Here is a 14,762-nt window from a genome sequence, read left to right on the forward strand (position 1 = left end):
AGGAGGCATGATGGAGAGCATTAATAATCAAGTGCAGTCGGTACGCCAGTTGCTGGCCATTCCCCAACTGGCCATCCCAAGCTATCAGCGACCTTACCGCTGGGGCTCCAAGAATATCTCGGATCTCTTTACCGATTTGGCAACCCATCAGGACAAGAGCGCCTACCGGCTGGGCTCGGTGGTGTTTCATCAGCACACCGATAGTGAGCAGGGCGAGATGCTTGATATCGTCGATGGTCAGCAACGCACCCTGACCCTGATGTTGACCGTCAAGGCGCTGATCGAGGTGCTGGATAACGAAAATCGCAGTGGCAAAGAGAAGAGTATCCGGTTTCAACGTCAGGATCTGCGTGAGCAATTGCAGGTCTTGCGTGGACCTATCGATGCGTTTATGCAGCGCCAGCGCTTCCCCAGCCGGGATTCGGAGTTCAACCTCAGACGCAACTATCTGGAGTTGCGTCGGCTGGTGGCCCGCCCTGAGTTTGACGAGCAGCAAATTGACTTTCTGCTCAACCGCTGTCAGGTGGTCTGCTTTGTACTGCAGGATATCTCGGAGGCGTTCCAGTTCTTCGATTCGCAAAATGCCCGGGGGCGCGATCTGGCTCCTCACGATCTGCTCAAGGCATTTCACCTGCGCGAGTTTGCCGGTCATGAGGCCAATCTCAAGGCCGAGGCGGTCGCCCATTGGGAGCGCCTGCCAAGCGACGAGCTGGCCAATCTGTTCGCCCTCTATCTCTATCGGGTACGCCAGTGGGCCGAGGGCAAGTCGGCCCGCTACTTTGGCAAGGGGGAGGTGGATCTCTTCAAGGGGGTCAACCTAGATCGGGTAGGGCATTATCCTTACGTGGAGTCGCTGCGCATCGCCCACCACTTTGTCGATGAGTACAACAGCCAGTACCAGCGCAAGATTGACGGCCAGTACATGACGTTTCCCTTTCATCTCGACCAGATGATCATCAATGGTCGGCGCTTTTTCGAGATGGCCGAGTACTACCAGACGCGGGTGGCCGCCATCGTGGCCGAGGAGTCTGATTCCGGCAAGGCGCAATCTGCCACCCTGCTCGGCGAAACGCTGACACCGATGGCCAGCAAGGTGCTATCGACACTGGGCAGCTACGAGCGTCGCCACCGCACCGGGGATCGTTATGTGCGGGCCATGTTCGACTGCGCCCTGATCTTCTATATCGACAAGTTCGGCAGCCAAGGGCTGTCACTGGCCATCGAGAAGTGCTTTATCTGGGCCTATCGCTGCCGCATCCGCCAGCAGGTAGTGCAGTTGGCAACCATGGATAACTATGTGCTGGAGCACAATCTGATCCGTGCCATTCGTGATGCTCGTCTGCCGGGAGATCTGCACGGCTTCCCTTTGCCTAGCATGAGCAGTCGAGAGAACAAGAACAATCGCAATGGTGCCGAAGATGAGCTGGTCGGGCTGTTTCGGGAGATGAAATATTATGAATGATGCAGGCGTTCGCCCCTTTTCCATTCGTGCACTGCTTGAAGATCGCGCCCGCTATCTGGTGCCCATGTACCAGCGCAACTATGCCTGGGGTGAGGGAGAGATCACCCAGCTGCTGCAGGATGTGCTGGATTATCAGCAAAAATTGGTCAGTGGTAAGGGGCCGCAAACCTACTATATCGGCACCCTGGTGGTGTTTGCCCGGGACGATGGCAGTTTCGAGGTAATCGATGGCCAGCAGCGCTTTACTACCCTCTCTCTGCTGGCCAATTGGCTCAAACATCACGCGATAGATTCGGTGGATATGAGCTGGTATCAGACCATCAACCTCGCTTTTGAGAGTCGCCCGATATCGAGCCATACCTTCGAGCGCTTATGGCAGGGTGTTGCCCCCTACGATTTGCGGGGGAGTACCTTCAATGAAGGTTTGGTGAACGGTTTTGAGCTGATTGGCAAGGCAATGGCGGATCTTGGTTTGGTAGGGGCTAAACTGACGACCTTTTGCGACTACCTCTTCAAGCATGTGCAGATCTCTCGTATCGAAGTACCCAAGGATACCGATCTCAATCACTTCTTCGAGGCGATGAACAATCGCGGCGAGCAGTTGGAAAAGCATGAAGTGATCAAGGCGCGGCTGATGGAGACGCTGAACCAGATACCCGAGGAAGAGCATCGTCGCCAAAGTATTCATATCCTGACCCGGGTATGGGATGCCTGCGCCAATATGGAGCGCTATATCCAGTACGGCTTTACCCCGCAAGAGCGCCACCGTCTGTTTGGTGAGAGCGACTGGGGTCAGTTTGTGCCCCGTGATTTTGCCCATCTGTTTGATCTGCTAGGATCCCCAAACACGGCCGACGCTGCCGATAAAAGCCGTGCAGCTGCCGGTAGCCAAGGGCGCACCTTGTTGGCCATTTTGCAGGATGACAAGCTTGATGGTGAGCAGACGGTGGAGGAGGAGAGCGCAGGCTCCGAGCGCTTTAACAGCGTCATCAACTTCTCCAACTTCTTGCTCCATGTGCTGCGACTCCTGAGCCGCGACCCGGGTGATACGGAGGGGGTGCCGCTTGATGATAAACAACTGGTCGATCAGTTTGAGCTGCGAGTGATAAGGCAACCGGATCCAGTAGCGGCAGTTCAGCGTTTTATCTATGGCCTGTTAAAGAGCAAGTATCTGTTTGATCAGTTCATCATCAAGCGCGAGTTTGCCGATGGCAAGGATAGTTGGAGTCTGAAGCGGCTGCACTGGTATTCGGAAAAGAGCGTCAGTTACATCAATACCTTTGACAAGGATGAAAATGAGAATGGTTTCTCTGGTGTTAACCGGCGGGTCCTGATGTTGCTGTCGGCGTTTCATGTGTCGACCCCGACCCTGGTTTACAAACATTGGCTGAATGGTGCACTGAGATATCTGTTCGACAATTGTCACCCTGATCAACCGGTGGATGCCGGGGCTTATCTGTCCTATCTGGAGAGTCAGGCTCGCCGCTTTGTCTTCCAGCGCTTTTTGGCGCCTGGTGAAGGGGCTTCCTATTACCAGATGCTCTACCTTGATAACGCCCTGTTGCCCGCCATCAATGTGGATGAGAGTTGGCACAAGGTGATTACATCCAAACTTCGCTTCGGTCATATCGAGAACAACTTTGTCTTCAACTTCCTCGACTATCTGCTGTGGGTACGAGATCGGAATAGCGACAAAGTTGCTGGCTCCTTTGAGTTCACTTTCCGCAGCTCGGTGGAGCACTTCTCACCCCAGCATCCGATGGATGGCTATAAACCGGTTGAGCAGAGTGCACTCCATTCGTTTGGCAACCTTTGCCTTATCAGCCACAGCAAGAACTCGCGCTTGAGTAACTTCCAGCCGCAACAGAAGCAGGAGCACTTTGAAGCAAGCCTTGCCAATAACCAGACTGATAGTCTTAAATTGCTTGCTATGATTCGGCTGATGAAAGATAAAGGTCGTTGGCTGGAAGATGAGATAGCTGTGCATCAACAAGATATGTTGCAGGTCTTACTATCCAATCAAATTCAGCAATAACGGATTGAATCTGTTTATGAAATTTGGCTGCTATCAACTAATGGGCGTTAAGTTGATTGTATGATCTGATTGATAAAGAAGGGGAGACTAAAAATCTCCTCTTCTTTGCAGCAGTTTACTGCGGTCTTTTTGTGATGCATCAGCATAAAACGTTTTACTTGTGGACCCTAAGAAATGGAGAACATTATGTCGACTGTAGATACCTCTACAGCAGAGGAACTCAATCAAGGAGGCTCAGATTTTATTCTGACTTCCCTCGAGGCTATGCGTAAGAAGTTATTGGACCTTACGTCTCGAAATCGACTTTTGAATTTCCCTATCACTCAAAAAGGGTCTTCACTACGTATTGTTGATGAATTACCAGAACAGCTTTATGAAACCCTTTGCTCGGAAATCCCGATGGAATTTGCTCCTGTGCCCGATCCAACTAGAGCGCAGCTGTTAGAGCATGGCTATCTCAAAGTTGGGCCAGATGGTAAAGATATACAGTTAAGAGCTCATCCTAGCGCTAAGGATTGGGCGCACGTCTTAGGAATCCGTACAGATTTTGATTTACCAGATAGCCATAAAACGGTTGTTTCTGATTCAGATAGAGAGTTGCTGGAAAAAGCCCATCAGTTTATCTTGCAATATGCCCAAGGCCAGAATGGAAAATTAACAGGGATTCGTTCTGAATACGTTAATCAAGGTATAGCTTTGTCAGCGTTGAAGGAGGCGTGCTGCTTAGCAGGCTATGAAGGGCTTGAGGATTTTGAACGACAGGCAAAGGCTGGGAATGAGATTAGTATATCTTCTTCCAATCCCTCTCATGACGATAATCGGATACAGGCTCTGCTTTATCCAAATGAACTGGAAGCTTGTTTGCGCGCCATCTATGGTAAGGCTCAAACTGCTTTGGAGGAGAGTGGCGCCAACATCTTGTATTTGGCGTTAGGGTTCCTTGAGTGGTATGAAAGCGATTCCTCTGAAAAGGCACGTTATGCACCGTTATTTACAATTCCGGTGAGATGTGAACGAGGAAAATTAGATCCGAAGGATGGTCTTTACAAGTTTCAACTTTATTACACGGGTGAAGATATTTTGCCCAATCTCTCTTTGAAGGAAAAACTTCAGGCTGACTTTGGCCTCGCTCTTCCTTTGTTCAATGAAGAGGAAACTCCAGAGTCTTATTTTGCTTCGGTGAAGAAGGTTGTAGAGCAGCACAAACCTAAATGGTCTGTGAAACGTTATGGTGCACTTAGCTTGCTCAATTTTGGCAAGATGATGATGTATCTTGACCTCGATCCTGCCCGCTGGCCTTGTGACAAGCGCAATATATTGTCTCATGAAGTAATTCGTCGCTTTTTCACCAGTCAGAGCTGTGGTCAAGAGAATTCCGGCTTACCTGGTGGCTTCGGTCAGCATGAGTACTGCATCGATAGTTACCCTGATATTCATGACAAGGTTCCACTAATCGATGATGCGGATAGCTCGCAGCACAGTGCGTTGATCGATGCTATCCGTGGTCAAAACTTAGTCATTGAGGGCCCTCCTGGTAGTGGCAAATCACAAACGATCACCAACTTGATTGCAGCAGCTCTGCTCAACGGTAAGAAAGTCCTGTTTGTGGCAGAGAAGATGGCTGCACTGGAGGTCGTCAAACGTCGCTTGGATCGTGCGGGGCTAGGTCAATTTTGCTTAGAGTTGCACAGTCATAAAACTCATAAGCGCAAGGTGCTGGATGATATTAATGCTCGCTTGGTGAGTCAGGCGACCATGCCTACTATGGAAGAGATTGATGCTCAGATTTTGCGTTATGAAGATCTTAAGCAGCAGCTCAATGAATATGCCGCATTGATCAATAACCAATGGGCGCAAACAGGCAAAACGATCCATCAGATTTTGAGTGGTGCAACCCGTTATCGTCACAAATTAGATATTGATGCAACAGCACTTCATATCGAAAACCTTTCCGGGAAGCAGTTGGATAAAGTGACCCAATTACGGCTGCGTGACCAAATAGTAGAGTTTAGCCGCATCTACAAAGAGGTTCGTGAGCAGGTGGGGGCTAATGCAGAAATATATGAGCACCCTTGGAGCGGTGTGAATAACACACAAATTCAATTGTTTGACAGCGCTCGTATAGTCGATTTGCTACAAACTTGGCAGACATCAATTGTCGACTTTCAACATAGCTATCAAGAATATGTAGATAAGTGGGCGTTAGAAGGCGAAAGCCTTAATACGCTTCAATATATTGAGCAATTGGTAGAAGATCAGTCGAATCTTCCAGTGTTGTGTGGTTCAGAGCATTTCCCAGCACTTAGTGAGCTAGATTCACCCGATGCCATTGCACGGGTGCGTCACTATTTAGATAGGTTCGAGTTGCTACAAGGTCATTATGTGGCCTTGAGCCAGGTTATCGAGCCTCAAAAGCTACGACTTTTAGAACAAGGACAATCGTGTGACTTTCCTCGTGAAGAGCTGGAAAAATATGGTGCAGCAGAGGATTTCACTTTACGTGATTTGGTCAGGTGGCTTGAATCCATCCAATCAATTCATGATGAGTTATCATCTATTTATGCGCAATTAAACGATTTCAAAAATGCTTTGCCAGATGGTATTGCTTCGTATATCGATGATTCGCAAGCTGGATTGCTATTCTGCTCTGAGTTGTTGTCGATTCTGGGTGCTTTACCGACTGAGCTTATTAGAGTTCGAGATCCTCTTTTTGATGATGATGATATCGATGCAGTATTGCGCGACTTAATGTGTCAAATCGAAACATTGCGTCCTTTAAGAGATGGTCTATCTACTTTGTATCAATTGGACCAGTTGCCTTCCCAAGAGATGCTCGCGCATGCCGTTGCTGTTATCCAGCAAGGGGGATTATTTGCATGGTTTAAGAGTGATTGGCGTAGTGCCAAGGCACTGCTCATGGCGCAATCTCGTAAGCCTGACACTAAGTCTGCTGAGTTAAAACGCTGCTCAGCTGATTTGCTCAAGTATTCGGAGCTGTTACAACGGTTTGAACAAAGTGACTTTGGTAATCAACTTGGTAATGCATTCCGAGGGTTGGACACCGACTGTGAACAACTCATGTTATTGCGTGATTGGTACAAGAAGGTCCGAGCTTGTTACGGGATAGGTTTTGGAAAGCGAGTTGCGATAGGTTCTGGATTATTTAACCTAGATGGTGAGATTATCAAAGGTGTGCATTTAATCGAGAAATCGCAGATTAGCTCAAGATTAATGACTTTGGTTAAACGGGTCGAGCACGAGGCTAAGTTATTACCGCGTATTTCTAGCTTGTTGGAAGAACATGCATCTTGGTTAGGTGAGCAAGGTGTATTGATGCAATCTTACCGACAGGTGCGGAATACTCTCATTGCCTTGCAGGGATGGTTTATCAATCCAGATATATCATTAGAGCAGATGACTCATTCCTCCGAGATTTTGCAAAACATAAACGATCTTCAGATATCCCTTGAAAATGACTCGTTACAGTTAGGGGCGTTTTTACAATTAACCCCATTGGCTTGCGGTGCGTATAAAAATAATCAACTGACGTTAGACACTATTAACGACACGCTGAATTTTGCCGAGCAACTGGTTGATAAGATAAATTGCGTATCCTTGGCTACCCAGATCAGACATTTGGCTAGTGGTAGTGATTACGATTTACTATGTCGTGATGGTGGGGAAATAGTTTCGAAATGGAATGAACAGATTAAAAATGCTGAGTTATATGCGCTAGAAACAAAGTTAGAGCGGAGTCAGTGGCTCAAGTCGACTGATGGTTCTCTTAATACATTAATCGAGCGCAACGAAAGAGCAATACAGCAACCCCGTTGGTTGAACGGGTGGGTTAACTTTATTCGTTGTTACGAGCAGATGCATGAAAATGGATTGCAGCGAATCTGGAGTGCTGTACTTGCGGGCTCGCTCCCGATTGAAAAAGTTGAATTGGGTTTAGCATTAGCAATTCATGACCAGCTGGCGCGGGAGGTTATTCACATCCACCCTGAATTGATGAGAGTTTCCGGCTCACAGCGCAATGCTTTGCAGAAGTCATTTAAAGATTACGACAAAAAACTGATTGAATTACAACGTCAGCGGATTGCAGCAAAAATTGCTTGCCGAAATATACCAGAAGGGAATTCTGGTGGTAAGAAAAGTGAATATACAGAACTAGCTTTGATCAAAAATGAGCTGGGTAAAAAAACCAGACATATTCCAATTAGGCAATTGGTTAACCGTGCATGTAATGCGCTGGTTGCAATTAAACCTTGTTTCATGATGGGGCCAATGTCAGCAGCTCATTACCTAGAACCTGGACGAATGGAATTTGATCTGGTGGTGATGGACGAAGCGTCTCAGGTGAAGCCAGAGGATGCATTGGGTGTCATCGCGAGGGGCAAGCAACTAGTGGTCGTTGGTGACCCGAAACAGCTACCACCAACCAGTTTCTTTGATCGAAGTGCCGACGGAGAAGATGACGATGATGCCGCGGCTTTAAGTGATACTGACAGCATTTTGGATGCTGCTTTGCCACTGTTTCCTATGAGACGTTTGCGTTGGCACTATCGTTCACGACATGAAAAGTTGATTGCATACTCTAACCGCCATTTTTATAACAGTGATTTGGTGATATTCCCTTCCCCAAATGCTGAGTCTCCAGAGTATGGGATTAAATTTACCTATGTGTCAAAAGGTCGGTTCTCCAATCAACACAATATTGAAGAAGCCCAAGCAGTTGCTGAGGCCGTACTTCATCATGCGCAACACCGGCCGGGTGAGTCACTCGGGGTAGTGGCCATGAGTTCCAAGCAACGCGATCAAATTGAGCGCGCTATCGATGAATTGCGCCGAAATCGCCCTGAATTTAACGATGCAATCGATGGCTTATATGCCATGGAAGAGTCACTTTTTGTGAAAAACCTTGAGAACGTTCAAGGGGATGAGCGTGATGTAATCTTTATTTCCTTTACCTATGGACCTTCTGAGCATGGTGGAAAGGTTTATCAACGCTTTGGACCTATCAATTCCGATGTTGGCTGGCGTCGCTTGAATGTGCTTTTCACTCGATCAAAAAAACGGATGCATGTGTTTAGTTCAATGCGTTCTGAAGATGTATTGACGAGTGAAACCAGTAAACTTGGTGTTATTTCGTTGAAAGGTTTTTTACAGTTTGCCGAAAGTGGCAAACTAGATTCCCTCACAACGCATACCGGCAGGGCTCCAGATAGTGACTTTGAGGTTGCTGTAATGGAAGCACTCAATCACGCTGGGTTTGAGTGTGAACCTCAGGTAGGGGTTGCAGGATTCTTTATTGATCTAGCTGTGAAAGATCCAGGTTGTCCTGGCCGTTACTTAATGGGCATAGAGTGTGATGGTGCGGCTTATCACTCAGCTAAATCTGCTCGTGATCGTGACCGTTTGCGTCAAGAGGTTCTGGAGCGTTTGGGTTGGAGAATTAGCCGCATTTGGTCCACTGATTGGTTCAGTAATCCTGATGAGGTTCTATCTCCGATTATCCGTAAACTCCATGAGCTTAAAACATTGGCTCCAGACGTTGTTGTACCTTCCTATGAATATGTAGAAACGATTGAGTCAAGCGCTGAAGTGGCGTCTGACTCAATTGATTCTCTTATGCCCAATTTGGGGCTTAAGGAGCAACTTAAGTATTTTGCCACACATGTCATTGAGGTTGAGCTTCCTAATGTTGATGCTGATCGTCGTTTGTTGCGGCCCGCAATGCTTGAGGCTTTGCTGGAACATCAGCCTTTATCACGTTCCGAGTTTGTTGAACGAATACCTCATTATCTGCGGCAAGCAACAGATGTATACGAAGCGCAACGCTTTCTTGACCGAGTCTTGGCATTAATTGATGGCGAATAGGCTGAAGCGAATGATGCAGCGTTTGAGTCTGAATTGGCATAATTAGTTAAAGGTAATAAGAACAGTGACAACTGTCGGACAACGTGAACGCGCAACTCAACAGCGCGTAGTCAGGTTTTTTATTGAGGAATTGGGCTATCGTTATCTAGGCGATTGGCACACGCGTCCTAACAACCGTAATGTTGAGCCTGATTTGCTCAGTCATTGGTTGATTGACCGTGGTGGGGTCAGTCCATTACTAACTGACAGTTGTACCGAATACTGGGGGCAGGTCAAGCGCTTTAGCTTGTGTGGCAACAACCTCCTTTACAGGACCAGGTAGACGATTACCCTGTGCTGTTTCTGTGCTCAACGCAATCTACGGCTATCCATTTTCTGCCAGTGGTTGCAAAGACGACCATTCAACGTCAGCAAAGTTTCGCAATGCACTGCTATGTAACTCATTGATCCTACGTAGAATTTAAAATCCTCCGGGGTTTTCAGAATCAGTGACTGCCTTAAAGGAATTTTTCCGCCTATATGATAAGGTAATCCACAGTTGGCGAAAGAGACATCGCTTCCCCGTTCAAACACAACAATACTGACATCCTCTGATAACCGACGAGCTCTGGCTGCAGCGGATGCCCCGCCGGCAACACCACCAACAATCACTATTTTCATTACATCCTCTCTGTTCACCCGGGGCAAAAATGCCTGCCAGATATAATCGTTTCCCCGGGCCGGCAGGACGCTGCAGACCTGACGAACACGATGGCAAAATTACGATACCGTCAGTATACTAAATTATATTATATAAAAACACATAGTATGAGAAATCAGCAATGCTCATGAATGAAGACACAAAACGTCAGACAGATATGAAGAATGCGGCCCTGAGGGCAGCAGATGTCTTACGGGGACTGGCCAACAGCGACCGGTTGCTGTTGATGTGTCAGTTAAGCCTGGGGGAAGCGAATGTGGCCGGGCTGGAAGCGGCGGTCGGTATCACTCAGCCGACCCTGTCCCAGCAGCTGGGTGTAATGCGCCGCCTGAAGCTGGTCGAGACCCGACGGGCAGGTAAAATGGTATATTACCGTATTGAGGATAACCGTATCATGACGTTGTTAAATACCTTATATGATCTCTACTGCCCGCAGGCAGGCACCGGTAAAGGAAGCCATAACAACGAATAATATGATCCTGCTTTCCCCGTAAACCGTTTTATCCGTGCATCATTAACCCTGTTCAGGCTGTGAAATGCCAGACCGGAACCTGCGATACCTTAACGGGAAAACAACAGTGGTCCGGATATACCAGCCGATGATGCCCGTCACGGACTGTATTTCTCGTTCACGCATTCACTGATTAACCCACTGATTCAATGGTGTTTAATACTGTGACGGTCAGAAAAAACAGCCACAGGAACACGGATGATTCTGCACTGTCAGTAATAGCCTGTGGCTGACAAACCGTTTTTTCTGCTGCCACGTGGTGACATTATTCAAGCAGGCTACGCAACATCCAGGCAGTTTTCTCATGTAACTGGATACGTTGTGTAAGCAGATCTGCTGTGGCTTCATCATTCGCATTATTAACGAGCGGGAACAGGGAGCGTGCAGTTTTAACCACGGTCTCCTGGCCCTGGACAAGATTTTCAATCATGTTTTTTGCTGCCGGAATATCCTTATCTTCATTAACCGCTGTTAAACGTGAAAATTCATGATATGTGCCGGGCGCGAAGCATCCGAGCGAGCGTATACGTTCAGCGATATCATCAACGGCAGTGGCCAGCTCATTGTATTGATTTTCAAACATTAAATGTAAGCTGTTAAACATGGGGCCAGTTACATTCCAGTGATAGTAATGTGTTTTTATATACAGGGTATAGGTGTCAGCAAGAAGCCGGGACAGGCCGTCTGCAATCTCCACCCGGGATGATTCAGCAATACCAATATCAATGATTTGTTTACTCATAACTACCTCTTACACGGTTTCAGTGGAATATACGATATGCGATTATTCTTTCCGGTCTGAGCAAAACACGCCTCAAATTTTTATAATAACGGGGTTTGAGGGCCAATGGAACGAAAACGTACGCTAAGAAGTTAATTCATTGTTTAAATTGAAATTTAGTTCTCTCAGTTCCCCCTTCAAAATATCCTCCGGTAGCGTAAACGTATAATGCCCCAGCATATTGATATGCCCGTGCATCAGTGGGGACAACCGGGCGATATCTTCAACCCCGATTTCTTCTCCATTACTGCGTATCCAGCTCAGGGCTTCCTGCATATAAAGTGTGTTCCGCAGTACCACTGCGTTAGTGACCAGGCCCAGTGCCCCCAGCTGATCTTCCTGACCTTCACGATAGCGCTTTCTGATCTCACCGCGCTGCCCGTAGCAGATCGCCCTCGCCACAGCATGGCGGCCTTCCCCCCGGTTTAGCTGCGTCAGGATCCGCCGACGATAATCCTCATCATCAATATAATTAAGAAGATACAGCGTCTTGTTGACGCGCCCCACTTCCATGATCGCCTGTGCCAGCCCTGATGGGCGCGAGCTTTTCAGCAAAGAGCGAATGAGTTCTGAAGCATGAATGGTGCCCAGTTTCAGCGAACCGGCGGTTCGCATCATCTCATCCCACTGATCCTCGGCTTTCGACAGATCGGCACAACCACGTGCCAGTTCGTCCAGTGCACCGTAATTTGCCGATTTATCCACTCGCCAGAATACCGCTTCACCGGCATCGGCAAGCCGGGGGGAAAACTGGTATCCCAGCAGCCAGATGAGGCCAAAAATAATATCGCTGGTACCGGCTGTGTCTGTCATGATCCCAACCGGATTCAGCCCTGTCTGCTGCTCCAGAAGGCCTTCCAGCACAAAAATGGAATCTCGTAATGTGCCGGGGACAACGATGCCGTGGAATCCAGAGTACTGATCAGAGACGAAGTTGTACCAGGTGATGCCACGTCCGGAACCAAAATATTTTCTGTTAGGTCCTGAATTGACGGTTTTCACCGGCGTGACAAAGCGCATGCCATCAGCTGAAGCCACTTCGCCACCACCCCAGCGGCCAGCAAGCTCCAGTGTGGACTGAAAATCAACCAGGCGGGCATTGGCGCTGACCAGCGTTTCTGCCCGGAGGTAATTCTGTTTGGCACTGTTGCAAATAGTCGGTGGTGATAAACTTATCATCCCCTTTTGCTGATGGAGCTGCACATGAACCCATTCAAAAGCCGGCATTTTCAGCGTGACATCATTCTGTGGGCCGTACGCTGGTACTGCAAATACGGCATCAGTTACCGTGAGCTGCAGGAGATGCTGGCTGAACGCGGAGTGAATGTCGATCACTCCACGATTTACCGCTGGGTTCAGCGTTATGCGCCTGAAATGGAAAAACGGCTGCGCTGGTACTGGCGTAACCCTTCCGATCTTTGCCCGTGGCACATGGATGAAACCTACGTGAAGGTCAATGGCCGCTGGGCGTATCTGTACCGGGCCGTCGACAGCCGGGGCCGCACTGTCGATTTTTATCTCTCCTCCCGTCGTAACAGCAAAGCTGCATACCGGTTTCTGGGTAAAATCCTCAACAACGTGAAGAAGTGGCAGATCCCGCGATTCATCAACACGGATAAAGCGCCCGCCTATGGTCGCGCGCTTGCTCTGCTCAAACGCGAAGGCCGGTGCCCGTCTGACGTTGAACACCGACAGATTAAGTACCGGAACAACGTGATTGAATGCGATCATGGCAAACTGAAACGGATAATCGGCGCCACGCTGGGATTTAAATCCATGAAGACGGCTTACGCTACCATCAAAGGTATTGAGGTGATGCGTGCACTACGCAAAGGCCAGGCCTCAGCATTTTATTATGGTGATCCCCTGGGCGAAATGCGCCTGGTAAGCAGAGTTTTTGAAATGTAAGGCCTTTGAATAAGACAAAAGGCTGCCTCATCGCTAACTTTGCAACAGTGCCCGCAAACCCGGAGAGCGCTGGACTGAACGTCTGCAGTGGCTCCTGATGACGGATGGATTCGGGTTCCGCAGTCCGCTGTCGCGTGAAGCGGCCTCACGGGCGCTGACTATCCTGGCCGGTTACACGGGACGGGAGGTGGCGGAGCATCTGGCCACGGTGATGGTGTGGAACGACGCCGAAGCAGGAGAGAGGCCCTGAGCCCATTGTCTTCAGCAGGCCACGTTCATCCTGGCGTGACCGGCTCGCGCTGCAAAAAATGACTGACGAACTCCGGCCTGGAGCATGAGAACCGGGACTGTACCCAACCACCACAAGGAACAAGAGCTAAAACATGAAAGTCACTGAAAACCGACTGGACACCCTGATCGATAACCTGAACACCCTGATTTGCGAGGACAGCCTGCTCACGCGCCAGGAGCGTGAAACCCTGGTGCGGGCCGTGGCCGCCATCGGCGCCATGAAAGCGCGCGTCGGCATGAAAAAGCCCGCGGTACCGGCATCGTCGAAACCGAAGGAAGAGAAACAGGCACCTGTACCTGACCCACGCTTTCCGAATGCCCGCCAGGCCTGGGTGGCTGAAGAGGAAACTTTATTACTGGATGCGCTCGATGGCGTCCCGAATGATGATATTGGTAAGCATCTTTTCTGGCTTTCCGAAAAACTGGGGAGAACGCCGTTCAGCGTCGCCTGCAAAATCGCGTCACAAAGACATCTGACAAATGGATGGAAAGAGCAGTTCAGGGAAGTTTCGGATAAAATTCGCTTGTCCGGCCTGAGCATCAGTGATTATCTTAAGCAGAACGGCACGGGCCATAACGCCTGAAAGAAATTTGCGTTATTTGTAAAATTAAATACCAGGGAAGCCTCAGGATATAAAAAACTAATGACGAAACAGGAATGGATTTTACGACTACGGCGCTGTACATCGAAGGAAACCCTGGAAAGGGTAATAGAAAAAAATAAATATTCTCTGTCAGATGATGAGCTTGAGCATTTCAATGCCGCGGTTGATCACCGGCTGGCGGAGATGACGATGGGAAAGTTGTATGACCGGGTACCGCCAGGTGTCTGGAAATTTGTGAAATAGAACAGGTGACCTTATGAGTTACGGCTGGCTCTTCGAAAATCCGGATGATGACATTTCGGGTTATAATCATATCAATCTGGAACACCTCCCTCCGGAGCTAAAACAGGTTGCTCTCCAGATAGTACAAAATCAGTTTGATCGTGATACTGCAGAGAAAAAACTGGCAGAATTAATCCAGCAACTCGAGTTTGATATAACTGCAGCAGAACTGTCAGCATATCTTTTTAAACCGGGCCATGCCTGACGGCTAACCCGGTAGCGATAATAGTGGAGACCGACGGAGGGCTTCACTTTGGCCGCGGGATCAGCGTCCTGCGGATGGTTTCCATCAGAAGTTGATAGTGCA

Annotated in this window: 10 protein-coding genes and 2 pseudogenes; 9 read left to right on the plus strand and 3 right to left on the minus strand. The window is 48.7% G+C overall.

Annotation, left to right across the window (positions count from 1 at the left end; all coding sequences use genetic code 11):
- Positions 1-10: 10 nt before the first annotated feature.
- From HMPREF3096_RS02565 to hhe, 3 genes are all read left to right on the plus strand, one after another.
- Complete coding sequence (locus HMPREF3096_RS02565) at positions 11-1,462, plus strand: DUF262 domain-containing protein (protein ID WP_000443938.1); 1,452 nt, start codon at positions 11-13, stop codon at positions 1,460-1,462.
- Positions 1,455-3,497: a DUF262 domain-containing protein gene (locus tag HMPREF3096_RS02570; protein WP_070544277.1), complete on the plus strand. Its 2,043-nt coding sequence runs from the start codon at positions 1,455-1,457 to the stop codon at positions 3,495-3,497. The genes HMPREF3096_RS02565 and HMPREF3096_RS02570 overlap by 8 nt, the downstream gene beginning before the upstream one ends.
- A 186-nt stretch (positions 3,498-3,683) precedes the next feature.
- Positions 3,684-9,377 (plus strand): DUF4011 domain-containing anti-phage protein Hhe, encoded by a 5,694-nt coding sequence (gene hhe, locus HMPREF3096_RS02575; RefSeq protein ID WP_070544279.1) that lies wholly within the window; start codon positions 3,684-3,686, stop codon positions 9,375-9,377.
- Between the two features lie 459 nt (positions 9,378-9,836).
- Here hhe and HMPREF3096_RS31290 read toward each other — a convergent pair.
- Positions 9,837-10,037 (minus strand): annotated as a pseudogene (locus tag HMPREF3096_RS31290) (hypothetical protein); the annotation flags it as partial.
- A gap of 161 nt (positions 10,038-10,198) precedes the next feature.
- Here HMPREF3096_RS31290 and HMPREF3096_RS02580 point away from each other — a divergent pair.
- On the plus strand, positions 10,199-10,549 hold the full coding sequence (locus HMPREF3096_RS02580) for an ArsR/SmtB family transcription factor (RefSeq protein ID WP_000928911.1): 351 nt from the start codon (positions 10,199-10,201) through the stop codon (positions 10,547-10,549).
- Positions 10,550-10,853: 304 nt separating this feature from the next.
- Here the strand turns inward: HMPREF3096_RS02580 and HMPREF3096_RS02585 are convergent, their stop codons facing one another.
- Together HMPREF3096_RS02585 and HMPREF3096_RS02590 are read right to left on the minus strand one after the other, a co-directional pair.
- Entirely contained in the window at positions 10,854-11,330 is a 477-nt protein-coding gene (locus tag HMPREF3096_RS02585) for a Dps family protein (RefSeq protein ID WP_000043177.1), read from the minus strand.
- 123 nt (positions 11,331-11,453) lie between these two features.
- Positions 11,454-12,509 (minus strand): annotated as a pseudogene (locus HMPREF3096_RS02590) (transposase); the annotation flags it as partial.
- Between the two features lie 63 nt (positions 12,510-12,572).
- Between HMPREF3096_RS02590 and HMPREF3096_RS02595 the strand changes: the two are divergent.
- The 5 genes from HMPREF3096_RS02595 to HMPREF3096_RS02610 all read left to right on the plus strand — a co-directional run bounded on the left by HMPREF3096_RS02595 (position 12,573) and on the right by HMPREF3096_RS02610 (position 14,660).
- A complete protein-coding gene (locus HMPREF3096_RS02595; protein WP_032676094.1) occupies positions 12,573-13,277 on the plus strand; it encodes an IS6-like element IS26 family transposase in 705 nt (234 codons plus the stop codon).
- A gap of 97 nt (positions 13,278-13,374) precedes the next feature.
- Complete coding sequence (locus tag HMPREF3096_RS28500) at positions 13,375-13,527, plus strand: hypothetical protein (protein WP_226372490.1); 153 nt, start codon at positions 13,375-13,377, stop codon at positions 13,525-13,527.
- A 133-nt stretch (positions 13,528-13,660) separates the two neighbouring features.
- Positions 13,661-14,152 carry a hypothetical protein gene (locus HMPREF3096_RS02600; protein WP_004206662.1) on the plus strand — a complete coding sequence of 164 codons (492 nt, stop codon included), beginning with the start codon at positions 13,661-13,663 and terminating at the stop codon, positions 14,150-14,152.
- Between the two features lie 60 nt (positions 14,153-14,212).
- Positions 14,213-14,416 carry an HHA domain-containing protein gene (locus HMPREF3096_RS02605; RefSeq protein ID WP_004213596.1) on the plus strand — a complete coding sequence of 68 codons (204 nt, stop codon included), beginning with the start codon at positions 14,213-14,215 and terminating at the stop codon, positions 14,414-14,416.
- Between the two features lie 13 nt (positions 14,417-14,429).
- On the plus strand, positions 14,430-14,660 hold the full coding sequence (locus HMPREF3096_RS02610) for a hypothetical protein (RefSeq protein WP_004206660.1): 231 nt from the start codon (positions 14,430-14,432) through the stop codon (positions 14,658-14,660).
- Positions 14,661-14,762: the final 102 nt, after the last annotated feature.

This window comes from Klebsiella sp. HMSC25G12, from assembly GCF_001807705.1.
GTDB lineage: Bacteria > Pseudomonadota > Gammaproteobacteria > Enterobacterales > Enterobacteriaceae > Klebsiella > Klebsiella variicola.